This window comes from Staphylococcus succinus, assembly GCF_029024945.1.
In the GTDB taxonomy this organism is placed as follows: domain Bacteria; phylum Bacillota; class Bacilli; order Staphylococcales; family Staphylococcaceae; genus Staphylococcus; species Staphylococcus succinus.
On the sequence record NZ_CP118976.1, the window covers coordinates 1532917 to 1557962 of the forward strand.

Below are 25046 nucleotides of genomic sequence, written 5' to 3' on the forward strand. Positions count from 1 at the left end.
AGTTTATATGTAGAAAAGAAATTTTCCCCTAAAAGCTAGTCTTTAATAAAATATGATAAGCAATGTCGAATTATATAAGCAAAATATACCTATATTGATTGAAGACTTAATTTATTATTGGCACCAACCTTGAAAACCCACCTATAAATTTAGATGGGTTTCTGCATATTCATATAACTTTTCTGTAGTTTTATCAAGGTCACGTGTACCATTTCTAAGTATCGATAATACAGTTTGACTTCTACCTGTTTCTTTATGGATTTTATAACCAGATATATCACTTAGAATTAATTTTGTTATTGTCTGTTTGTATTCTGACAACATCCAGATGCGAGCTGGATGGCGTCAATCATTAGCAGATTTGAACCTTAACTTATTATAATTCTGAACTTTGGAAATCTTACTCAATAAATAACCACTTACAATTATGCAAACAAAAGAACCACCCAGTCACAAAATGGATGGCTAAACTAAAAACATTTTAGAGATGTGTGGCTTGAAGCTATTATTTGATTACCACATTACATTCAATATAAACCTAATAAAGCAGCCGAATTAGCGGCTGCCAACATAACATATTCTATTTAAGAAGAGGTAACTTCATAGTATAAAATTACCCATTTAAATTTAAATTAAACAAAAAAGAATAAGAACATGTTGGTGATTTCTCTTGTAGAATGAATACTATTTATATATTAAAAAGCAAGAATGGGACAAATGTACTTGTTCTATTTTGACAAATACACAATGATTAAAAGTGTATGATATTTCATGGCTGAAAATATTCAATTCATAATTCAAAAAAGGAAAACCTAATAGATTAAATAAAAACGCCATTCGAGGAGTCGCTGTGATTATAATGGAAGTTTGTATTAACTATATACAACTTAGTGCGTAAAAAGGTCTAAAACAATTAGCACTATATAATATTACATAAATTGTAATTCGTAAATATCTTTCTCATTATAATTATTAAAACTATCTATATGACCTTTTAATAATATTTCTTGTTCTTTCCTACTCACATTATGAGAATATTTCAATCTAATATTCATGTTAGATTCATAACCATTATTTTTTATTGTAGAATCTAATTCTTCAAAAACTTTTTTGTTAATAGGTATTAAATAACCTTCTTTACTAGGTAACATATTAGCATATTTTGTTTGGATAACTTTATCTTCCCCTAATAAAATCTCTATAGTAATCTTTCTAGCAGCACCGCCGCCCAAGTTATATAATTTCAAATAATCTTCATGTTCTGTCACATTCGAAGTTGTATTTATTAAATGTAATTCTTGATTACTATCTTTAGTTAATAAGATTTGGTTAAATGCTAAAGCTGGAATAAAACTAATTTCATTTGATATAATTGAACCGATACTGAAACAAAATAAAACAATGCCATTATGAAAGTACCTATTGATCCAATTGCTGATATTATACTGATCATTAAGTTCCTCCTTAACATTTTAAGTATTGTTCAACGTTTTATTATTAAAAACAATAAAATTGAAAACCACCCCGAAGGGTGGTGAGTATAATAAAATGATGCAAGACCGCTGATAAATAATAAAAATCCAGCTAGCGATTTCTACTATTTAAGAATAACGTTAAAATGACTGACCCTAATATTAGTATAGTACAATTTAATGTACCACAACTATATATTACCACTCGTTAAACCTTATAAACATTCATATCGACAAAATATATAAAAGTATTATAATAGAAGTGTGCATTGGGTATTAATGTATATGCAAAAAAATAACCACTCCGAAGAGTGGTTATATCTGGAGTAAGTCTGAATACACACCCTAAGGCGTACATTAGACCCACTCTATTGTCATCACCCTAGGGTGCGCTTTGTAATATTATAATAGTTCACAATAAAAGTAAAGCATAAACTTATTGCGGTCAAAAAGATTCGCCCAACTGATAAAGAAAATAGAACAAGCTCATGACCGTGCCTGCTCTGTATAGTATAATATCTGATTTAATTCTATAGTAAAAGCGTCCCTCATTAGGGACGCTTTTCATTCGAGGTAGTAACACCATTTAGGAGTTAACAATAATTGGAATATATATAAAGTGCTCTTTTTACATATTCAATTGTACAACCTTCTAAACGTTGTTTACGAAAATATCTCAAAATTTTATCAACTGATTCTTCATCCATAGGAAATCCAACGTCTTGGTTTATCCAATTTGCTATCTCTCCTAAAGGTGTATCATCACCTGAATAATCTTGTATAAATTCATAAAAACTCAAAAATCCACCTCTTTTTAATGAGCCATACGAATTGTATTATTTTTTAACATTTTACGCAATAAATAAAAAACATACTCCTAAGAGTGGCTTTAATAAAATATAGAAACAAAATACTTTTATAATAGTACTATCTTAAATTAGAGTTATGTCTTGAATAAATGAATTCTTGATATTTAATTCAGAAATACAAATATGGGATAATATACTCATTTGAAAGTAAGATGATATAATTATATATTATTTCATATAACAACGTAAATTTATGTAAATAGCCTAATACATAATAAAGTTATTATTAAAATTACAGTTACTATTATACAAACGTCTAATACGCTTTCTCCTTCCTTTTTACCCTTTTTAATTTGGTTAACATGCATTACCACGGTTGCTATAAAAAATAACGTTATCAATATCAATAGTATAATTTCAATTAAGATTATAGTCATATAGCTATCCCCTTTAGATTATATTTGATTAATATCTATATACCCATTAATACGATAGTCAATTTATTAACGTTATAAATGTTTTTGTTTACTTTATGATGTCGCGGGAAATTTTAATATGAGGTGATAATATGTTGCCAAAATGGCTTAGTCAGTTTGGAATTAATGATTTAAAAATTAATACTGTAGTAGATAATAACTCCTTTTACGTTAATGGTAAGTTACATGGGAGTATACTCATTGAAGGAGACAACTCATCAGAAGAAATATATAATATAAAATTAGAAGTCATAGAAAAAATTGAAAATCATGACCCTACAAGTGATTTTAAAGTACTCGATAATATCTTATACACTTATGAGATTAAAGATAAGTTCACTGTTCAAGCTAATGAAAAAATTAGCCGCAAATTTTCAGTAGCCCTACCATTAGAAAATATAAAAGGTAAGCCTGATCAAATAACTATAAGGACACATATATATTTAGCAAATGCAGTTGACAATTATGACGAAGATCAAATTGATGTAATATATTAGCTTATTTATATTTCATTCTAAACAAAAATTGGGTGATAGTATATGATCACCCGATTTTTTAATTTAAATATTTTCTAGAGGTAAATTCATACCTTTCCAGCCTTCTAAAGCGCCAGCTAACTCATATGCCTCATACCCATGTTTGTATAGTTCTAATAATACAACTTTCCCTAAAATGGTACCACCAGTCCAATCATACACTACATATATTTTATCTTTTGATAAATCATCTAAATAATCGTTCAAATTTTTAGCTGGTATTTCAATAGCATTTTTAATTTTATCTTTTTTAATGTGTTTTGGAGCATTTCGAACATCAATAATTGTATATTTTCCTTCACCAGTTTCAATATCTTTCATTACTTCATGATGATTTATATATAAACTTAAAAATGTTTCTAGGAATTCTACTTTATTCATAATAGTTCATCCTTTTCTAAATGATTTTTGAGCTTGTTGGATAACATATAAAATTGTTCTTTTTCTTCTTCACTAAATACTTCAAAAACTTTTGAAACTAAATCATAATTAAAAGGTAAAAATCTTTTTAACAACTTTGAACCCTCAGTAGTCAATTGGACATAATTCGTACGTTTATCATTTGGCAAAACTTTCCTTCTAATTAAATTTCTTTTTTCCATCCCTTTTATTATGCCAGTAATCGTCGATTTTTTACTTCCTAATTTTTCTGCTAAATCAGATGGTGCTAATGTCATATCTTTTTCATATGTTAATAGCATCATTATTGAAAATTTTGCTTCAGTTAAATCATATTTTTGTAAAAGTGAATCATATTTATCTTTCATTAAACAGTAAGACTTATGAATTTCTAAATAGAGTAAAACATCAATTATGTTTAAATTATCATAATCTTTTTTCAACGCTTTTAATTTAGCTAATGTAGGACTATCAAACAAATATATATCTTCCAAAAGATGACCTCCCCAAATATAGTTAGGCGCCTAACTATATTAAAGTTATCATACCTTATCTATTTTTTCAATACAACTATCTATTCAAATTCCATATGTTTCGAAATTTTAAATATAAAAAATCAGAGGGTATTTATTAGTGTAATATCCTCTGATTTATAGCGTTTAATTTCTTTTATTCTAATATTCCCATATTTAACTCTAGTTTGTATATTGGATATTTTGGGCTACTTCACCTACATCTTGATTATCCGATGGCTCAACATAAATTGTTTCTATATTCTCTTCAATAACCTTTTTAGTAACTTCTGCCATATGACTGTAATCACTAACTTGAGGACTTTCCCATTTATATGGCACATTTTTATATAAGTTAATTGTGCCATCTCCATTACTACTATAAGTTATAGAACCAATTGCGCTATGAGAAGATGCTATTGTAGTCACATCCTCTTTATAAACAGCGCTATCTTTTGCTTGAGGGTTGACTTTTGAACCTTTCGCTATCTTGTTAATATAGATTGGCATAGTCGGGTCTACATTATAATTAGACACACGTAATTGATACCATATACGTGCATATTCGATTTCTTTAGTACTAAAATAATTTAAATAATCCTCTTTCTTCCCCTCTTTAGAAATACCCTTCTCTTCAGTTTTTTTATTCTCATTAATTGAATTTTTGGCATTACTAGCATTACTCGTCTTTTCATCTTCTTGATTATTATAGTTGTTGTTTTCCTTAGTATGATTATCATTACAGCCAGAAAGTCCTATGGCTATTAAAAAGACTATTAACACAATGAATATTTTTTTCATTTCATTTCTTCCTTTCATTTTTTAAATCAAATAGAAATTCAGTAATTTTAATAAATTAGTAACTTATATGTATTTTACATCATAAAACCTATTATACTATAGTGCGCAATTCATATTTAGACTATCTATTAACTGATCGTTTTATACTTAATTATATTTATTTTCTCCTAACTACTTTTTTATTCAAATCATTGTTATATTATGCCTTATATAATGTATCTAAACATTTTTCCAAAATGAAAAATTGTGTCTAACAATTCAATAAATAAAAAGCCCTCCTAAAAATTTCCACTTTTTAAGTGTCTACTTTTAGCAGAGCTTGATAAAATTACATACTTCTTTTTTATTCATTATATTAACTCATATCTCTCACTTTTTCTTTGGTAATTGTTAAATCAGATAGTGCTTTATCACTCTTCATCAACAGCGTTCCAATACAAACTAAAATAATGATAGTAACTGACATAATTAAATAGGTATTTTGAAAACCTATTTCTACATACAATTTACCCATTACTACAGAAAAGAATGCTACTCCAAGTTGTTTTGCAACGTTGAAAGCAAGCATATAAATTGTTGCTGAAAGCCTTATATCAAATATACTCACTATATATTTCATTATCGATATGAGCATTAATGGCATTTCTATAGCTGCTAATAGTTTAAAGAAAGATAACAACCAAATCTCATCTGTAAAAGCAGTACCTACCACTCTTACAAACAATACAAGACCATATAAAAACAAACCATTTTTTGATCCGATTTTATTTATAATCCATGGCATGATGACCATTACGCCTGCTTCAATGAATATTTGTGTTGAAGTAAGTCTACTAAATAGTGATTCTCCAGTTCTACTGTCAGGGAAAAATTGCACAAAGTAATTAGGAAACTGTTGATCAAATACATCATATAAACTTGCACTACCAATAATTAATAAACAAAGTCCCCAAAAACTTTTATTTTTGAATAGCTCAAAGATGCTTTCTTTATTTACATTTGGTTTCTCATTTTGACTATCATCCTTTTTTTGATAGTCGGATTTTTTCACTTTAATACTCCAAAGTAATATACCTAGTAACAAAGCTGATATAGAACATATCCAAAAAATACTATTGGCATTATGAACAAACATTATGCCCCCAGTAAAAGCAAAAGCACCACCTGCTAATGACCCAAATAGCCTTGTATGACCGTATTCAAATCCATTAGCTCTACTTGATTTTTCACAATATGACTCTACAACCCCAACGCCACTGTATAGGCATAAGCTTATAAAAGAACCACCAATGATACTACCTAAAAATACATTTAATTCTAGCAACGGTATAAATGCATATTCGAAAAAAGGACCAATAAAAAGTAGGCACAAAATGACAAAAGCAAACAAATATTTTTTTAATCCTAATTTATCTTGAATTATGCCGTAAATTGGCTCTAATATTATCGCAACGATAGACATAGTAGCAAAAACAATACCAGCTTCAGCTGTATCTAAATTTGCCTCCTTATTTAACCATAATGGTAAAAAAGTTATTATCAATGTCCATATTGCAAAATAAAAAAAGTTCACACCTCCAAAGCGCCAAAATACACTACTTTTAATATTAATCATCGCTATCATCCTCCAATATTCGTGGCGAATTTGGAGTCCATCGTTCATCTGGCACAGGTTCGCCCAATATTGGCATACCGATATTATCCCATTCTATAACTTGTGCTCTTGCGTGACGATTCGGATCATATAGCGGATCGCCTTCAATGGTTTGATAATTTCTAGCGTGATAGACAATAATATCTTGATTTTCATCTTCTGAGACAGTAAAAGAATTATGCCCAGGTCCATATTGTGCATTAACGTTACTACTTTTAAAAATAGGTTGGCTCACTTTAGACCACGAGCTAGAATCTAATAAATCACTAGTGATATCAGCATATAATAAGCCTACACAATATTCTATCCCTGTTGCACTTGCTGAATAGGTTAAATAAATATAATTTTCTTTTATTAGAACGGCTGGTCCTTCATTCACTAAAAAGCCTTGTTTTTCCCAATCATATTCAGGATAAGTTAGCATAGTTATTTCGCCTTCTAAAGTCCAAGGATTTTTCATCTTTGAAATATAAATATTTGAATGACCTGGAATTTCAAAGTCTTGCTGTGCCCAAACATAATATAAAGTGTCATTTAAACAAAATATTGTAGCATCTAAGGCAAATGAATCCCAACCTGTCTCTATTTGTCCTTTATCTACCCAATTATCAGACAAAGGATCATCAGAGTTATTTTCTAATACATACATCCTATGATTAAATGTATCATCTTCAATTTTTTCATTAGGCGCTGCTGCATAATATATATACCATTTACCCTTAATTTTATGGATTTCAGGTGCCCAAATTAAATGGCTTTGTCCCCCTTTGTCATGTTTTTCCCATATTACATGTTCTTTGGCATCGTATAGACCGTTTATCGTATCAGATATTCTCAATATAATTCTATCGTATTTAGGATGTGAACCTGTAAAAATATAATTTCCCTTATCTTTGTAAATAAAAGGATCCGCCCTTTGTAATACGATAGGATTGCTAATATTAACCATAAAACTCCCCCTCGATATTTTTGAAAACGTTTTCAAAAATAACTATAAAATATTTGTCCGTACATGTCAAATTAATTACAAATACGTCCGTATAAATTATAAAAACGCAATATTCAATGTATCATTGGAACCGTTTTAAAAAGCTAAATTCTCTTCACCTATGTAACACAAGTCATATTTTGTTTTACTGTAAGTTTTATCGGGTGGTTATCCAAATCATGCTTGTAACAAGTGCTTATGTTGAATATTCTATATAAAAATCTTATTAATAGGCATAAAAATACACTTCTTTAACGTAAGGCACTTTTTACATTCAAAGTGTTTACTTTTAAAGAAGTGTAGTGTTTCATATTTATTGTATTTCTCTTGAGTAGGATTAGTTGGGAGATTATATATAACTGTATTCAACGAATGGATGATTGCTATAACACTTATAAAACAAATTAATATTTTTTTCATAATTCTATCTCCTTGAAGAAAAAGGAATACAAATCATACATTGTATTCCTTTTCTAACCTGTTTAGTAGCAAGCTGAATAACCAGCTGATGCACCTTGTTTTCTACCTGTACCTTTACCTACATGTTTCTTAGCTGTAGCACGTGATTTTTTAATGCCAGCTTTAGCAGCATCATAAAGTGCCCCTCCACCAAGAGCGGATACAGCCCACCTTGCTGCAGCAGCTAAATTTCTTGGCTCAGTATTATTTGAAACATCATATGTTTCTTTACTTTCTAAGTTATTAGTTTGGAAAGCTTTTAAATCATTAGAACTACTTGCATTAACTTGTAAAAGTATACCTATTTCCACAACACAAAAAATATAAATTATTATTCTTTTTTTATAAAAATGAAACCCCCTTTATTTTTACGCAAAATTACAACGGAGATGATACATTTTGAAGAAATTAATTTATAACGCTGTTTTATTAATTTTATTTATAAGAAGTATATTTGTTATAGTTGAATGGGCAAATGGAAATAGTGACGTTCCCTCTATAGTCATATTTATTTATTTTTTTATTTTATGTGTTGTATTAGTAATATTTATTCATTATGTAATCAAAAAATTCATTAATAAATGAAATTAAGTAAACATTCATTATTCCTGAATTGAATACTGCACAAATAAAATTAACTAAAAAAGAAGCAATATTGTGAGATATATCAACAAGGCCACAAGTGTCACAAATGATTTTCCACCCCTTCCTGATAAAGGGGCTAATACTATAAACCAATGGGATATTGATAAGCTAAAATACAAGAAAACAAACCCTTTACCTTTCTATAAGAATGAAGCCCAAATTGCCATAATGGTAAAGGAATTTTAGATATCTCAAATTAAAAGAGCCTCAATTAGAGGCTCTTAATCAATAATTATACTAATTCTTTCAAATTCTAATTAATATTTTGGATTTCCCAGTACTGTTCAACCAATGGTATCTTAGTGAGGACTTCATCTTTAAAAGTAGGCTTATATATAAATAAGGAATATATAGAGAATTATGATAACTTACCATTATTAATTAGCTCTGATAAAAAATGTCCTTTGAGAAGGTTGTCATTAGATATATTACCTGACAAAAATTTCATTGAATTAGATTCATTAGAAGCCATTATCAATATAGTTCAAAATGGTGAAGGTATAGCAATTTTACCTCCTGATCTTACTTCTGATAGCTCCACTAATAATATAAAAGTCGATTTTAAATCTATACCTTATTACGAATATGCATTTAATAAGCGTACATAAAACATAAAGCTACAACGTTATACAAATCGTTGTAGCTTTATGTTAATTTCTTTATTTATTTTTGTATTCTATCTTTTTGTACACCTTCCATTATTCTGATAAAAATGAAAGCATAAATCACTTTTTAATTATAACGAGTAGTAATGAAGATTTTAACATTAACTCAAAAGCTAATTTTTGTTTATTATCTACTTAGAAATATTATTTTTATTCAATAAGTAGTCCTTATGCTTCACCTTCTTTTCAAATGAAGGGCTACGCATTTCTCCATACATTTATTGTATATTGAATTTATTTACGTACATACCCTTGCTTATTAAGAAATGCTAGCATATTAGGCTGTATACTTCTTGCTAAATGATCATCTATGTGGTCGCTCCAGCCTTTAATTTTTCTTGCTGTAAAAGGTGCTTTGATTGGTCTATTTTCATAATACTGCTTCATCTCTTCATCATAACTTTCTATATGTGCCACATCGAAAGGCTCATACTGATTATGATGCATGACTATTGATTGAGGTAATCTTGGTTTTAGTGGCGCTTTCTCTTCATCTGGATACCCCATACTTAAGCCTACTAAAGGTATAACATACTCAGGTAATTGTAATAAGTCGCTGATTTTTTCAATGTTTAATCTGACTCCTCCAATATAAACGCCACCTAATCCCAATGATTCTGCAGCAACCATAGCATTTTGTGCCATTAATCCAACATCTACTGCTCCAATTTGTAGAAATTCTGCATAAGCGATATCAACATCAGGCGCAATTTGATGATTACGATTAAAATCTGAACAAAATATCCAAAACTCTGATGCTTCTTGTATATAACTTTGATGACCACTCAATTCCATAATTGCTTTTCTTGTTTGTTTATCCGTAATTCGTATAATAGAAACTGCTTGTAGTAAACTAAACGATGATGCTTGATTAGCAGCTTTAAATATATGATTAACCTGCTCCTCTGGTATTGCTTTATTTTTAAATTTTCTTACTGAACTATGGTTTTGTAATAATTTGATTGTATCGTTCATTTGTCTTCCCCTTTCAATATACTGTTTTATGATATATAATATGATAAATTATTAAGTATTAAATTAGAAGAAGGCAATATAAAAATACGTAGTATTAAATTTTGTACCTTTGTACAATGGAGGGATTTATATGGTCAAAATTTGTAATTATGGTTTTGATAAAGAAGTGATAGAAGATAATAGAGATATTTATGGCATTGCATATACCCAAAATATACTTTCGGGACGTTATAAGAATTTAATCATCTGGTATTTGAAAGAAAAAGACCGTCGTTATAGTCACATTAAAAAATTTCTTGAAGATATCTCACAAGGGTCATTAACGAAACAATTACGGGAATTAGAAAACGACAAGATTATAAGCCGTACTGTGTATCCTGAAGTGCCACCTAAAGTGGTTTATGGATTAACTGAAAAAGGTAAAGATTTGTTGCCTATTATAGATATGATGGAAAATTATGGGAAACGTCACGGAGAACAGCCTCATAGTGTATAACAGTTAAAAATCTAGCTCCTCCTCATTTTATCTGAAAACTGCTTGCTTCAAATAATAAGTGAAAGCGCAATCTTAATGCTAATAAGATTGCGCTTTTTATGATATCGATGAATTGGAAAAAGGTAAAAAATCTCCTCTATGTCCTCATTCACTATATATTTATCGGAGCTAAGCAATATGCATGAAGTAATGATTGTGTCGCCTTTAAAGAATCGATATGTGTGCGCTCTAACGCATGTGAGGATTCAATACCTGCACCAAATAAACCATGCCTAATATCAGCACCTGCTTTTAGTGCAGCAGAAGCATCGGAACTATAGTATGGATAAATATCAACTTTGTATGGAATTTCATTTGTTTTACATAAGTTTACAAGTTGTTCGCGCAGTCCTTTATGGTAAGGACCTGAGCCATCTTTAGCACAGATAGAAACCGTATATTCATCAGATGCTTGTCCATCGCCCAACGCACCCATATCAAATGCAATAAACTCAACGATTTTAGGCGAAATAGATGCATTTGCACCATAACCAATTTCTTCATTGTTAGATATATAAAATTGAGTCGTGTGAGGTAGTGTTATATCTTCTCTTCTCACAGTTCTTAAAAATTCAATAATCATCGCAACACTCGCTTTGTCATCTAAATGACGGGACTTAATAAAGCCTGAAGATGTCACTTGTGTTCTAGGATCAAAACTAATAAAGTCTCCTACTTCAATACCTAAACTTTCAGTTTCCTCTTTAGTATTTACTTTTTCATCTAATCTAATTTCCATATGTTCAATATCTCTAGGTTCATTATCATTTCCACGATAAACATGTACACTCGTTTCATGTAAACATATCGTTCCAGTATATATTTGACCTGATGATGTTTCAATGTCGCAATATTCGCCTTCTATCGCGTTATAGCTAAAACCTCCGATTAAATCTAACGCTAAACGGCCATCTTCTTTGATTTCTTTCACCATTGCACCTAATGTATCTACGTGTGCGGTAATACACTTATAAGATTCATCATTCTGCCCTTTAACAGTAATAATCAATGCACCCTTATGCGTTGTTTCAGTAGTAAATCCTAATTGTTCTACTTCATTTTTCACATAGGCAATCGCTTTATCTGCATTTCCCGATGGACTATTAATGCTAGTTAATTGTTGAATCGTGTTAAAAATAGATTCTGTCATGCTATCCCCTCCTACTATTTATATTTTTATTTTAACTTTTCTTTTTTAAAATTGATACATATTGCGTATTAGCATGAGCTACTATACAATGTTACTATTCTGAAAATTTGATAGAGGTGGTTTGCTTTATGAAAAACATTCTTTTCGTTGGCTTAGGTTTAATCGGCGGAAGTTTAGCGAGTAACTTAAGATATTACCATGATGATATTACAATAACTGCTTATGATGCAGATATTTCCCAATTAGATAAAGCTTTATCTATTGGTATTATAGATGATCAATCATCAGACTATAAGACAAGCGTTGAAAGTGCGGATATTATCATTTATGCGACACCCGTACAACAAACAATTAAATATTTACAAGAATTACCTAACTATCATACTAAGAAACATGTGATTATTACTGATACTGGCAGTACCAAATCTACCATTCAACAATATGAACCTTTACTTTTAGACCATGATATACATTTAATAGGTGGTCATCCTATGGTAGGTAGTCACAAGTCTGGAGTATTAAATGCTAAGAAGCACTTGTTTGAAAATGCTTTTTATATTTTAGTACATAATGAATCACGTAATGACGCTGCCTTTGAGGAAATACAAAGTCTATTAAAGACAACTGATGCTAAATTTATTTCAACAACCGCTGATGAACATGACTTTGTTACTGGCATTGTGAGTCACGTTCCACATATTATAGCTTCGAGCCTCGTTCATTTAAACGCTCAACATGTTCAGGACTCTGAACTTGTTAAAACATTAGCAGCTGGTGGTTTCAGAGATATCACAAGAATAGCTAGCAGTAATCCAATTATGTGGCGTGATATCACTATTGAAAATAAAAATGTTATCCTCTCCATTTTAAATGAATGGAAAAATCAAATGGAAGATGTGATTTCACTCATTGAGCGTAATAGTCCTGACTACTTACATGATTTCTTTAATGATGCTAAAATTTATCGTGATGAACTCCCCCTTAAATCACAAGGCGCATTATCTGTGGAGTATGATCTATATGTCGATATTCCGGATAAACCAGGTATGATTAGCAAAGTTACAAATATCCTGAGTTTACATAATATTTCTATAAGCAACCTAAGAATATTAGAAGTACGTGAAGATATTTATGGCGCGTTACGTATTAGTTTTAAAAACCCTGAAGATCGTAAAGATGGCGCTGAAGCTTTAAGTGATTTTGACACTTATATTGCTTAATCTCCTTTATGCATATGCACATTAACCTATGACTTTTCCTTACTATAAATGCCATAGGTTAAAATTAAATAAAGACAAGTACATTTCTATTATGCTGAATGTACTTGTCTTTATTTAATTACTTATATCCGCATGTTTATACCTTTTATAATCTATATACTTCATTTTTATATCCGCTTCACAATGGTGTGCGCTTACACCATGTTTATTGGAGTAAACAGATATGAACTAAATGTAAGTAACCACGCTTGCTACATCTTATGACCAGCCATTAAACCTAAGCGCCCATTCTTTGTTCCAGCATCTGTATAAGATACAGCTTTAGAAACAATACCTTTACCAAATTTACGATGTAATGCATCAATTGTTTTAGCCAATCGCTCTTTTCTCTTCTTTTCATACTCATCTATAAATAAGTTTAACTGTGTATCATTCTCATCTACAAATTGTGTTAAAGATACGCTTACTGTTCTAAATAATGCTGTAGTATCACAAAGCCGGTCTAAAAAATAATCAATAACTTTAAAGATATCATCTTCTAAGTTCGTTGGGTTTTCTAATGTATACTGTTTATTCACATGGCCTTTCTCATTATAACCAATTGAAAAATGAATCGTCTTCGCTAATTGGTTTCTTGCTCTAACTCTACTCGCTACATCTTCAATTAATTCACGCATGACGACCTTCATCTCTTTATATCGATAATCACGCATCAGTATTTGACTCTTGCAAATAGATGGGTTCATCACCTTACATTTCTCTCTTACACGACTTTCATCTATACCATTCGCATGCAAATGTAAATCTACGCCGATAATGCCCAAATCCTTTTTCAAATACTCATGTGGGTAGACTGCTAAATCGCCTATCGTAAAAATGCCTCGTTTATTTAATTTAGCTTCTGTACGTTGACTAATTCCCCAAAATTTACTTAGGGGCTGAATTGGCCACAGCTTGGTTGGAATATCTTGATAGCGCCACTCTGCAATTAAACTTGAAGTGTGTTTTGCCTCTATATCCATCGCTACCTTACTTAGTAACATATTTGAGCCTATACCAATAGAACAATCGATACCTGTCTCCGTTTTGATTTCAAGTTGTAATTTTTTACAGAAAGCATGGAGTGTCTTACTAAATCTATGATAACTATCTGTCACATCCATAAAGAACTCATCGATACTATATTGATGTAAATCTTCTGGTGGTACATAACGTAATGCAATCTTAGAGATTGCTACTGAAATTTCTAAATATCTTCTCATACTTGGATTAATGATATATATGTCAGTTCTATGTGGTATTTCAAATAGTCTCGACCCCGTCTTAATACCTAAAGCTTTTAAAGGCGCTGTCGCTGCTAAAACGACTGAACCTTGTCTCTTTGTATCTGCAACTACTGCTAACTTTACTTTTGTTGGATCTAATCCCTTTTGTATACACGAAACGCTTGCAAAAAAGCTTTTTTGATCGATACATAATACATCTCTATCTTCCACTAGTTTATAATCATACATATCAAATGACCTCCTTGTGCTAATTTCATTATATACGAACATCTGTTCGTTTTCAATAAAATAGAACAAACGTTCGTAACCCGTAATTTTTTATAGTTTTTTAAATTTTCATGCTATAATATTAAAAAATAGTTTTAGGAGGATAAGATATGCCTATCGTAAATGTAAAATTATTAGAAGGTCGTTCTGACGATCAACTTAAAGCGTTAGTGTCAGAGGTTACACAAGCTGTAGAAAAAACCACAGGTGCTAACAAAGAAGCTGTCCAAGTGATTATAGAAGAAATGAAACCTACGCATTTTGGTGTAGCTGGTGTGAGAAAGTCAGATCAATAATATGCTGTATGTGTCACCGTCACTTTGGTAGACACAACAAAAAGGAGTAACTCATCAATTAATGAGTTACTCCTTTTTATAGCTACTGCTATCTTATTCATTTAAAAACTTTTTAACTTCTTCTTTATTTTTAGCTTTATCGATTTCTAATGAACTACCATCGGCTGGCGTTTGAATATCTTGATACGTGCCTTTAATAGGTAATGTTATAGAATCAATATTTTTATCGCCTCGAATACCGAAGTTTAAACCTGTCTGCATCAGCGCAGAATCTGGCATATTAGTATTTAAGTAACCTCTTAAAATACCAGCAACTCGTGGTAATTTAGGCAGTGTATCTAAACTCACAAGTTCTTTCTTAAGTGATTGCATCACTTGTTGTTGTCTCCGTACACGACCAAAGTCACCTTCAGGATCATGTCTGAATCTAGCATATCCTAATAGTTCTTTACCATTTAAACGATGATGACCTTTTTTCAATGATACACCGATATTTTCAGACATATCTTTTTCGACATCTATTGGTACACCATTAGGTTCTAATTCATCAATCATTTTTTCGAAACCAGTAAAATCTAAAATAGCGTAGTATTCTGGATCTATACCTAGGTTTTTCTTCAAAGTCTGTCTCAATAATTCTGGACCGCCTATAGAATAGGCTGAATTAATCTTATGTTGCCCATTACCAGGTATATCTGCGTAAATATCACGCATCACAGACATCATCTTCATTTTCTTATGAATATAATCATATTGCGCGATCATAATAGAATCAGTCCTAGAAATACCACCTTGTTCTTTATCTGCACCTAACACCATAATCGTTATTTTACCGTCATTTTTAACGGCGCCATTAAATTTTTGTTGCTTCAGTGTCTTACCGTGGTCTTGAGCATAATCAATTCCAGAGTTATATCCGTGAACTGAATAGCCAATTACTATCGCCAATATTATAACTAAGATTAAAATAATAATAGGCAACTTTCGTATTCGCTTCTTCTTAACCCTACGCATAGGGCGTTGATTCGTCTCATTGCTTGTGTGTTCATTGTTGTTTTGTTTATCTTCATTCATTAGTATCAACCTTATATCTTCAAAATTGCACATTTATGTACTATAATTAGCATATACTATAAGTTATATAAAAAGTGAATAAAAATCAAGTGTTTTCTTAATAAATGGTACTAAGGTCTAATACAGAAAGACAGAAAGGATGTTAAACATGAATATAAATAAAGCATACTTCGCAGGTGGTTGCTTTTGGTGTATGGTCAAACCCTTTGATACATACGAAGGAATTGAAAAAGTAACCTCTGGATATATGGGAGGCCACGTTGACCATCCAACTTACGAACAAGTCAAAACTGGCGACACTGGACATTTTGAAACAGTTGAAATCGAGTACGATGTCGCATTGTTCTCATATCATAAATTATTAGAAATTTTCTTTTCTGTAATAGATCCTACTGATGAAGGTGGACAATTTCAAGATAGAGGTGCGCAATATCAAACTGCCATTTTCTATACCAATGCAGATCAAAAAGAAGTTGCTGAAGACTATGTTGAAAAATTAAAACAAACTATAAATAGAGATAAAGCAATCGCAACTAAGATCTTACCCGCTTCTACATTTTATGAAGCTGAGGAAGAACATCAAGACTTTTATAAGAAGAATCCTGAACGTTATGCTAAAGAACAACAGGACCGTCAACATTTTAAAGCATCGTCAACAGATTAATCGATATAAAATTAGCCGGATTACAATCTACTGTAACCCGGCTTTTATCATACTTACGTTATTATAATGATATATCAATCTCGCATTACTATTTCTACTGTTGCTGCTTCATTTCTAACGGGATTTTATGCTTTTTCTCAACATCTTCGCCGTTAAATAGTTTCATAACTGTTTTAATACTTGCTTCCCCCATTAAATTAGGTTGTTGCGCAACAGTAGCATACAATTTTTTATTATCTACGGATTTTAACGCATCTTCATTACCATCAAAACCGATAACTTTAATATCTTTATTGCCTACCGCTTCTACTGCTCCTAGAGCCATTTCATCATTTTGCGCAAAGATGGCTTTAATATCTGGATGTGCTTGTATAATGTTTTGCGTAACATTTAATCCTTCAGTCCTATTAAACTTCGCACTTTGTTTTGAAACGACATCCAGTGACTGATCGGCTACATTATGGAATCCTTTACCTCTTTCCCTAGTAGCACTTGCTCCTGGTATGCCTTCTAATTCTGCTACTTTAGTCTGCTTACCAAATTGATCAACAATAAGTTGACCTCCCATTTCTCCACCTTTAATATTATCTGAAGCTATAAATGATGCTACTTTACCTTTTGCTACTTCTCTATCAAGCGTAACCACAGGGATGTTTTGATCATTAGCAATTTGTATACTACCAGAAACGGCATCTGAATCTGCAGGATTTACAATAAGATAATCTACATTTTGCTGTATTAAATCATCAATATCATTAGCTTGCTTAGCTGCGTCATCTTGCGCGTCAGCAAATTTCACTTTTACGCCTTCTTTTTTAGCTTCTTTTTCAATACCATCTTTAATCTTTACAAAAAATGGATTATTTAAGGTGGAAATGCTCACACCAATGACTACATCTGATTTTTTCTTCTGTGATTTCCCACTATTATTATTTTCTAAAGGGGATTCTAGTGAACACCCTGTTAAAAATAGCAAGATAACAAAAGCTCCGATTATTTTTTTCATACTGACTCCCCCTTATTTATTCTTTCTATCAATTAGTACAGCAATGATAATGACTACGCCTTTAACGACTTGTTGATAGAATGAAGAGACCCCTAATAAATTTAATCCATTGTTTAAAACGCCGATAATTAAGACACCGATTAAAGTACCTAATATGCGCCCTTTACCTCCCGTCAACGATGTGCCACCTAATACAACCGCAGCAATTGCATCTAATTCATATGACATACCCGCAGTTGGTTGCGCAGAGTTTAACCTTGATGTAAGTATCGCACCAGCCATTGCTGACATTAACCCAGCTAAGCTATAAATCATCACTTTCAATTTATTAACCTTAATACCGGAAATAAATGCCGCTTTTTCATTACCACCCATGGCATAGGTTTGACGTCCAAATATCGTTTTATGTAATACTATATATAAAATGATAAATGTGATGAACATAGTTACAGCAGGAACAGGCACGCCTAGAAAATAACCACGGCCAAATAATTGAAACGCGTAACTTCCATTTAGATTAGTTATTGGATTGCCATCGGTAATAACTAGCGTGACGCCTCTAAATACAGTCATAGTGGCTAAAGTTGCTATGAAAGGTGCCATCTTACCTACAGTTATTAATAAGCCGTTAATCGCCCCTAAAATAGCACCAAAGATACACCCTATCAACAATGCCACAATAGAGTCCATACCTGAGACCATTAATATTGCAATCATTGCACTTGATAACGCCAATGTAGAACCAACGGATAGGTCAATACCTCCTGTTAAAATGACAAATGTCATACCAAAAGCAATCAGTCCATTGATTGACACTTGTCTTAATAAATTAAATAAGTTAGAGGGTTCTAAAAATGCGCTGTTTAAAGCACTTATAATAATTACTAATAAGATTAATCCAATAAAAGGAATTATTTTTTCTAAATATGAAAAAGATAACTTAGATTGTTTCATGTATTTCTCCTCCTGTAGCTAAAGTCATAATATGCTCTTCTGTTAACATTGTTTTATCTAAAACGCCTGCTATACTACCTTCGTGTACCACGGCTACTCTGTCACTCATCCCTATAATTTCAGGAAGCTCTGATGAAATCATAATAATCGACATACCACGTTCAGTAAGTTCATTCATTAATTGGTAGATTTCTCTTTTAGCTCCAACATCTATACCTCTTGTTGGTTCGTCCAATATGAGTACGTGTGGTGCTGTAGCTATCCACTTCGCTAATACTACCTTTTGTTGATTCCCACCTGATAAATCTAAACATACATCGTTTTTATTCCCTTTAATATTTAAGCGTTGAATCATTTGTTCTGTATATTGCTCCATTGATACTCGAGTTATAAATCCAGATTTAGAGAAACTTTTTAAAGCAGGTAAAGATATGTTTTCTAATATCGTATCTTGTAGCACTAAACCTTCTTCTTTTCTATTTTCTGTTATAAATGCTAGCCCGTGCTTAATAGCCTGATTAGGATTATGCATCTGCACTTTTTTATCATTTAGTGTTACTCGCATATCTCCTTTATCTAATCCAAATAACACACGCATGATTTCAGAACGTCCAGCGCCCATCAATCCACTAAAACCAAGTATCTCGCCTTTGTGTAATTCGAATTGAATATGCTCGAGCTTATGTGCTGTTGAATTTAGATGCTCTACAGATAAGATAACTTCATCTTGTTTATAATTTCTATCTGGATATTGATGATCTAAATCCCTACCTATCATCGCCTTAACGATTTGAGCATTTGATGTTTGTTTAGTATCTTTCGTCAAAATAGAGCGACCATCTCTCATTACTGTAATACGATCTGAGATATTAAAAATTTCTTCCATTCTATGCGAAATGTATACGAATGATACACCTTCACTTTTTAAGCTTCTAATTTGTTGAAATAACACTTCAATTTCACTACTTGTCAAAGCTGCAGTAGGTTCATCCATAATAATAACTTTAGATTCCTGCATTAAGGCCTTACTAATTTCTAACATTTGCTGCATGCCTACGGATAAGTCACCTGCCAATTGATGTAAATCAACATTTATATTAAGTTTTTCAAAAATGGCCCTTGCACGTTTGCTCATTGATTTATTATCAATAATGCCCAATGCTTTAGTCTCTTCTTTGCCTAAAAACAAATTTTCTAACACTGTTAAATTCGGCCAAATATTCAATTCTTGCTGAATAAAAGATACACCATGTTGTTCAGCATCTTTTGTATTTTTAAACTGAAGCGGTTCATCATTCAAGAGCACAGAACCACGATTTGCTTCATACACGCCAGTAAGTATTTTCATTAAGGTACTTTTACCGGCACCATTTTCACCCATTAAAGCATGTACTTCCGCATCAGCAATCTCAAAATCAACACCCCTGAGTACACGTTATTTCCGAATGACTTATAAATTTGATTCATTGTTATCATTTCAATCACCCCTTAAAATAAAACGCCACTTGTTAATATTACGTTAGCATATGGCTTATCTTCTCCTGTGCGTATAACAGCCTTTGAATATTTACTTTGTGCTTTGAATTGTTCATGCGTTTGTGTAGCAATATCAATATTTGCAGTACATAACTGTTCAAATAACGCATGGTTTTCAGTCTTCATTTCTTCAGCCACTATCATATCTTCTATGTTCATATGTGCTTTTACTATATTAAAAACTTCTAAAAAGGATGGTTTACCTAATTCCAAAGCGAGATCTATTTTTTTCACACCTTGTGGTACTGGTAAACCACAATCAGCAATTACGATTTGGTCTGTATGACCTAAATCACTCAGTAATTTAGAAATTTCACTATTTAAAATACCTGTCTTATACATATCTTCACTCCTCATTATTTATGTAACCCGTTACATATTAAGCATTAAAATCTAGTGCTTTTCCGTCGCTTGACTATTAACGCCACGTTATCACACTGATTATTACTATTTTCATCATATAAATTAAGTAGCTTCGAAACTGCAAGTTGACCTAACTGATAAGCAGATTGATCTATCGTCGTAATTTGAGGATAAGTCATTTTTGAAAATGGTATATTATCATATCCCACAATTTGAATATCATCAGGCACTTTAAAGTGATGTTGCTGGATAAGTCCTAGAATTTGAATCGCTAACAAATCATTACTACAAATCACACTATCTATTTTGTATTGATTTAGCATCTTGAGAAATTGACGTTCTTCATCCAGCTGCTCTGTATTACAAAAGTAGTATGAAACAGCATGCTGTTGTAATATAGCTTTAATTCCATCAACCCGCATTTTAAATGCGTCAATATTCAAGTCAGCGTGCACTATGAGTATGTGTTTACCGTGCCCTTCTAATATCAATTCAGCTTGGCGTTGTCCACCTTCAAAATGATTGGTAGAAATACCACTACGCTCATTGTTCGTACGATCGACAAATACAAATGGAATGTCTTGTTGCGATAGCATATTCTCTACGACGTGCTCATCAATGACGGTTGTAATCATTCCAACACAATTGTGTGAAATAAACGTAGATAAATAGTCTCTTGCCTTTGTAACATCATTATCGCTGTTACCAATAAGTACTTGATAGCCTTGTTCTAAAGCAATATCTTCGACACCACGTGCAATTAACGTAAAAAATGGATTGCTTATATCTGGTAAGAGTAAACCTATCATCTTAGACTTTCTTTTAAACAAGGTTCGTGCCGCTTCGTTAGGTTGGTAATTCAACTGAGTTATTGCATGCTCAATCTGTTGTCTCGTTTGATGCTTCACATACCCTTTGTTGTTTATTACTCTAGAAACAGTTGCGACAGAAACACCAGCCAATTGTGCAACCTCTCTAATAGTAGTCATTAAAATCACCTCAATTATATGTAACCGTTTTCATATTAACATAAGTTCTTCTTATTGGACAGTTGAATAAAAAAATATTTTATTTTCTTCTATGAATAAGGTGGCTTTTCACGAATTATAAAGAAGATGATTGCAAAAGCATTTAATTTAACAGTCGTTATCAACACATTATCTTTAGTCCAAAAATAAGGCCATAACATAGCGAATCTAACCGCAATTACATTGTATTATTACAATATAATGATAAAGAGGAAACCAAAGTATCATATGTCCTTTTTATTTATATTAAATTGTCCTACTAATATTGAAAGCGCTTACCATCAATGTTATATTATGTTCGTACCTTTCACAAAGGGGTAACGAGAAATTCTATATAGTTAGAGTCAAAATAATATTTAAGCAAGAAACACCAGTTAGTTTATTAAGTAGTTAATGACTTCTCCAGTATTTAACTACACAAACCATTAAACACTAAACTCCTTAAACAAAAAACCAACACGTACATATATTGTACGTGTTGGTTTTTTAATTTAAGCGTATACTGTCATCTTCTATTTCCCTTTTCTAATCACACGCATCACTTTTAACATACTCAACCATAATGAGTGGTGTTTACGATAAACTAGAAATCTTGGTTCCCAATCCGGATTGAATTTCTCTTTATATCTTCTAAGACCTTGGAAGCGGTATAAACCGTTAAAATGTTCAAATACACGTCCCGCAATTCTTTCACCATAAAATGCATAAGGCACTTGGCCAACATTAGATAATGTAGCCATACCCATATTAAAACGCTCATAGCCATTTTCTTTTGCCCATAACAGCATATTTAAATATAGACCATCCATAAGTGGCAACGCTACATCAGATTTCCAACGAATTAAATCAACTGACATAGTTGCTTTATAATACGTTGGCATCAATGTACAAAACGCAATAATTGTATGTTCATTATCTTTAATAACAGCTATAGGTGCTTTAGATAAATAGTGTGGATCAAAGCTACCTACAGAAAAATGCATTTCATTACGTTCACCTAACCAATCATCACTAATATCTTTTAATTCTGATACTAAAGCCTGTGAAAATGGCGGTGTTAATACTTCAAATGATAAGTTAAGTTCATCAAACTTATTGAGCGTCGCACGTAAACCTCGTTTCTTTTTACCAGATATGGTAAACGTCGTTAAATCTACTAAAGCTTCTTCGCCTAATTTGAAGAATTGATTACCAAAATTATGATATAAAGACATATATTTATCTGTCACTTGGTAGAATATAATATCATATCCTAAATATTCCGCTTCTTTATAAAAACTTTCTAATAGTTTCTGAAATGACTTAGGATTACCGATAGGGTCTCCTAATACGATATGTGCATTGTTTTTGTACCTATACATTAAGAATGCATCATGTGTTTCGTTTATAAAGCATTTTTTATCACCACTATACATTAAGTGGCTTAAATAATTGCCTCCATGCTGTTTAATAATAGTGTTACATATTTCGTCTTCACTACCGCTATGTAATACTCTATAGCGTTGTTCAAACCACCATACAATAATACCCACGATAATAGCTACAAGTATAATGGTAAACCAGAAATAATATCTTAAAATTGAAGTATCTACTTCAATATGATAAATATCTAACGAGTAAAATGTACTAGCTATAAAAAGGTGATTGATATACAAGATTACAGAACCTAAAATGATATTTACAAATAACTTACTATATCTAAACGGTCGTTTAATCACATGTGCACGTTTATAAAATAGGACTAATAATATCAACATAATAATAAGCCAACTAATTAACATAAACGATGCATATGTATAGGCAGTTACTACAAATATTAATATAATTGATATGATTGAAAACAAGATAGCACGTTTAGAAAGATGATACACACCAAATACATTTAATAATAGTAATAAACAAGCACAAGTATGTACTGAGACAATAATATAATAAATGTAATGGTGTGGGTTATACAGACCATCGTAAATAATTGTTAAATTATTCAAGAAAAATACTATACTCGTAAACATTAATAATAAAGCAATCGAGAATGATGGAATGCGAGCAATAATATCTTTTTGATATGACCCAAGAAGAGAAGTCATATCTTTCATTGGAACTATAATTTTCGAGCCTTCCCAATAGCGTTTAGCTGTACTACGAAATTCAAACGTAGATAAAATCAAGGCAACTAATACTGGGAATAAATAATATGCAAAGCGATAAAGTAGTAACGCTAGTACAATACTTTCTTCAGGAATTTTCAATGATTTTAAGCCTAATAATACAACTAAATCAAATGTACCAAAACCACCAGGAATAAAACTAATCAAACCTGAAAGTGCAGCTATAATGAATATCCCCATAAACGTGGCAAACGAAATATGTATATCGACTAGCCACATAGCCATATATAATACCAATGCTGCAATAAACCACTCCACACCAGATACAATGGTACAGTAAACACCAAGTAATTTTTTATCTTTTTGTACTGGTTTTATGATAGTAAATAGGATAAATGCTGGCAAAAATAATGCAACAATATATAGCAACACATGCATCCACGGAAATGGACTAAAGATATGCGACACATCAAACACATGAACTACAACGAGAATAGACAGTAAACTCAGTCCTGTAAGCATGGATACTAATACAATTGATATTGTATGTAGTAATGCGCGCTTATCGTCTGTGGTGTTTTTATAAAATAAAAAACGTACGCTAGCACCAATAAAACCACCAAAACCAACTACGGCGTTTAAGGCATTGACAATATAACCAATCCTAACTGTTTTTAATAAAGATATACGTAAATCTAACGCTTTCGATAAAATAACATCGTACAGTGATAGCACAACAATTGAAAGACCACCACTTAAGAATAACGCCGCTAACCAAACTCTATTTATTTGATCAAAAGATTTTATTGTCTCTTTAAAATCAATATGAGAGAGCTCTTTATATAACGTAAAAACAACAAAACTAAATAATGCAATTGCAAATATTACTTTTAATATAGAAAGTAATTTACTTCTTAATTCCTTAGACATGTTTTCTTTTCACTTCACTTTTGGGTATTTCTTATTCATTACAAAAAATATATCACAATACTATTACATATGAAATAAAACTTTAATGATAAATACTAACATTATTGTTAGATTGTAGTCATTAATCATCATTTCATTTTAATAAATTAAGCCAAATATCATCTTCACTTCCATGATATAAAAAACGTCCCTTTGAAATATTTTTTCAAAGAGACGATGTGATGTGGTATATCTTAGC

The 25046-nt window shown here is 31.4% G+C and carries 23 protein-coding genes and 2 pseudogenes; 6 read left to right on the forward strand and 19 right to left on the reverse strand.

Going from position 1 to position 25046, the window contains the following annotated elements; translation table 11 throughout:
* Window positions 1–141: 141 nt before the first annotated feature.
* From PYW31_RS07525 to PYW31_RS07535, 3 genes and pseudogenes are all read right to left on the reverse strand, one after another.
* Window positions 142–321, reverse strand: coding sequence for a hypothetical protein (locus PYW31_RS07525; RefSeq protein ID WP_082104701.1), 180 nt, complete (start codon window positions 319–321; stop codon window positions 142–144).
* A gap of 608 nt (window positions 322–929) precedes the next feature.
* Window positions 930–1453: pseudogene (locus PYW31_RS07530) on the reverse strand (hypothetical protein).
* 612 nt (window positions 1454–2065) lie between these two features.
* Window positions 2066–2272 (reverse strand): YozE family protein, encoded by a 207-nt coding sequence (locus PYW31_RS07535; protein ID WP_046836374.1) that lies wholly within the window; start codon window positions 2270–2272, stop codon window positions 2066–2068.
* A gap of 577 nt (window positions 2273–2849) precedes the next feature.
* Between PYW31_RS07535 and PYW31_RS07540 the strand changes: the two genes are divergently transcribed.
* Window positions 2850–3254: a sporulation protein gene (locus PYW31_RS07540; protein ID WP_046836372.1), complete on the forward strand. Its 405-nt coding sequence runs from the start codon at window positions 2850–2852 to the stop codon at window positions 3252–3254.
* Between the two features lie 63 nt (window positions 3255–3317).
* Here PYW31_RS07540 and PYW31_RS07545 read toward each other — a convergent pair whose 3' ends face one another.
* The 6 genes from PYW31_RS07545 to PYW31_RS07570 all read right to left on the reverse strand — a co-directional run bounded on the left by PYW31_RS07545 (window position 3318) and on the right by PYW31_RS07570 (window position 8417).
* Window positions 3318–3674 carry a rhodanese-like domain-containing protein gene (locus tag PYW31_RS07545; protein WP_046836371.1) on the reverse strand — a complete coding sequence of 119 codons (357 nt, stop codon included), beginning with the start codon at window positions 3672–3674 and terminating at the stop codon, window positions 3318–3320.
* Entirely contained in the window at window positions 3671–4186 is a 516-nt protein-coding gene (locus PYW31_RS07550; RefSeq protein WP_046836370.1) for a MarR family winged helix-turn-helix transcriptional regulator, read from the reverse strand. The genes PYW31_RS07545 and PYW31_RS07550 overlap by 4 nt, the downstream gene beginning before the upstream one ends.
* Window positions 4187–4387: 201 nt before the next feature.
* Window positions 4388–5005 carry a hypothetical protein gene (locus PYW31_RS07555; RefSeq protein ID WP_046836369.1) on the reverse strand — a complete coding sequence of 206 codons (618 nt, stop codon included), beginning with the start codon at window positions 5003–5005 and terminating at the stop codon, window positions 4388–4390.
* 355 nt (window positions 5006–5360) lie between these two features.
* Window positions 5361–6620 (reverse strand): oligosaccharide MFS transporter, encoded by a 1260-nt coding sequence (locus PYW31_RS07560; protein ID WP_046836368.1) that lies wholly within the window; start codon window positions 6618–6620, stop codon window positions 5361–5363.
* Entirely contained in the window at window positions 6613–7608 is a 996-nt protein-coding gene (locus PYW31_RS07565; RefSeq protein WP_046836367.1) for a glycoside hydrolase family 43 protein, read from the reverse strand. The genes PYW31_RS07560 and PYW31_RS07565 overlap by 8 nt, the downstream gene beginning before the upstream one ends.
* Before the next feature lie 521 nt (window positions 7609–8129).
* Complete coding sequence (locus PYW31_RS07570; protein ID WP_046836365.1) at window positions 8130–8417, reverse strand: hypothetical protein; 288 nt, start codon at window positions 8415–8417, stop codon at window positions 8130–8132.
* A gap of 636 nt (window positions 8418–9053) precedes the next feature.
* Between PYW31_RS07570 and PYW31_RS07575 the strand changes: the two genes are divergently transcribed.
* Window positions 9054–9359, forward strand: coding sequence for a hypothetical protein (locus PYW31_RS07575; protein WP_063410184.1), 306 nt, complete (start codon window positions 9054–9056; stop codon window positions 9357–9359).
* A gap of 291 nt (window positions 9360–9650) precedes the next feature.
* Here the strand turns inward: PYW31_RS07575 and nfsA are convergent, their stop codons facing one another.
* The gene (gene nfsA / locus PYW31_RS07580; protein ID WP_046836363.1) at window positions 9651–10391 is read right to left on the reverse strand and encodes an oxygen-insensitive NADPH nitroreductase; all 741 of its coding nucleotides are present in this window, start codon (window positions 10389–10391) and stop codon (window positions 9651–9653) included.
* Between the two features lie 130 nt (window positions 10392–10521).
* On the opposite strand from nfsA, the gene PYW31_RS07585 reads away from it, so the two are divergent.
* The gene (locus PYW31_RS07585) at window positions 10522–10887 is read left to right on the forward strand and encodes a winged helix-turn-helix transcriptional regulator (RefSeq protein ID WP_046836362.1); all 366 of its coding nucleotides are present in this window, start codon (window positions 10522–10524) and stop codon (window positions 10885–10887) included.
* A gap of 151 nt (window positions 10888–11038) precedes the next feature.
* Here the strand turns inward: PYW31_RS07585 and PYW31_RS07590 are convergent, their stop codons facing one another.
* Window positions 11039–12076: a M42 family metallopeptidase gene (locus PYW31_RS07590; RefSeq protein WP_046836361.1), complete on the reverse strand. Its 1038-nt coding sequence runs from the start codon at window positions 12074–12076 to the stop codon at window positions 11039–11041.
* A 128-nt stretch (window positions 12077–12204) separates the two neighbouring features.
* Here PYW31_RS07590 and PYW31_RS07595 point away from each other — a divergent pair, with 128 nt between their 5' ends.
* Window positions 12205–13296 carry a prephenate dehydrogenase gene (locus PYW31_RS07595; protein ID WP_046836360.1) on the forward strand — a complete coding sequence of 364 codons (1092 nt, stop codon included), beginning with the start codon at window positions 12205–12207 and terminating at the stop codon, window positions 13294–13296.
* Window positions 13297–13547: 251 nt separating this feature from the next.
* Here the strand turns inward: PYW31_RS07595 and PYW31_RS07600 are convergent, their stop codons facing one another.
* Entirely contained in the window at window positions 13548–14810 is a 1263-nt protein-coding gene (locus PYW31_RS07600) for a Y-family DNA polymerase (RefSeq protein ID WP_046836359.1), read from the reverse strand.
* A gap of 149 nt (window positions 14811–14959) precedes the next feature.
* Here PYW31_RS07600 and PYW31_RS07605 point away from each other — a divergent pair, with 149 nt between their 5' ends.
* Complete coding sequence (locus PYW31_RS07605; RefSeq protein WP_046836358.1) at window positions 14960–15145, forward strand: 2-hydroxymuconate tautomerase; 186 nt, start codon at window positions 14960–14962, stop codon at window positions 15143–15145.
* Window positions 15146–15238: 93 nt separating this feature from the next.
* Here the strand turns inward: PYW31_RS07605 and PYW31_RS07610 are convergent, their stop codons facing one another.
* Window positions 15239–16219: an LCP family protein gene (locus PYW31_RS07610; protein WP_046836357.1), complete on the reverse strand. Its 981-nt coding sequence runs from the start codon at window positions 16217–16219 to the stop codon at window positions 15239–15241.
* A gap of 148 nt (window positions 16220–16367) precedes the next feature.
* Here PYW31_RS07610 and msrA point away from each other — a divergent pair, with 148 nt between their 5' ends.
* The gene (gene msrA / locus PYW31_RS07615) at window positions 16368–16883 is read left to right on the forward strand and encodes a peptide-methionine (S)-S-oxide reductase MsrA (RefSeq protein ID WP_046836356.1); all 516 of its coding nucleotides are present in this window, start codon (window positions 16368–16370) and stop codon (window positions 16881–16883) included.
* A 94-nt stretch (window positions 16884–16977) separates the two neighbouring features.
* Here the strand turns inward: msrA and PYW31_RS07620 are convergent, their stop codons facing one another.
* The 6 genes and pseudogenes from PYW31_RS07620 to mprF form a co-directional block, all read right to left on the reverse strand.
* Complete coding sequence (locus PYW31_RS07620) at window positions 16978–17889, reverse strand: substrate-binding domain-containing protein (protein ID WP_046836355.1); 912 nt, start codon at window positions 17887–17889, stop codon at window positions 16978–16980.
* 12 nt (window positions 17890–17901) lie between these two features.
* Window positions 17902–18843, reverse strand: a complete 942-nt coding sequence (locus tag PYW31_RS07625; RefSeq protein WP_046836354.1) for an ABC transporter permease — start codon at window positions 18841–18843, stop codon at window positions 17902–17904.
* Window positions 18830–20319, reverse strand: a pseudogene (locus PYW31_RS07630) (sugar ABC transporter ATP-binding protein). Before PYW31_RS07630 ends, PYW31_RS07625 begins: the two are co-directional and overlap by 14 nt.
* Window positions 20320–20331: 12 nt before the next feature.
* A complete protein-coding gene (rbsD, locus tag PYW31_RS07635; protein WP_046836353.1) occupies window positions 20332–20721 on the reverse strand; it encodes a D-ribose pyranase in 390 nt (129 codons plus the stop codon).
* A 44-nt stretch (window positions 20722–20765) separates the two neighbouring features.
* Complete coding sequence (locus PYW31_RS07640) at window positions 20766–21731, reverse strand: LacI family DNA-binding transcriptional regulator (protein WP_046836352.1); 966 nt, start codon at window positions 21729–21731, stop codon at window positions 20766–20768.
* A 551-nt stretch (window positions 21732–22282) separates the two neighbouring features.
* Window positions 22283–24808 carry a bifunctional lysylphosphatidylglycerol flippase/synthetase MprF gene (mprF, locus tag PYW31_RS07645; protein ID WP_046836351.1) on the reverse strand — a complete coding sequence of 842 codons (2526 nt, stop codon included), beginning with the start codon at window positions 24806–24808 and terminating at the stop codon, window positions 22283–22285.
* Window positions 24809–25046 lie beyond the last annotated feature (238 nt).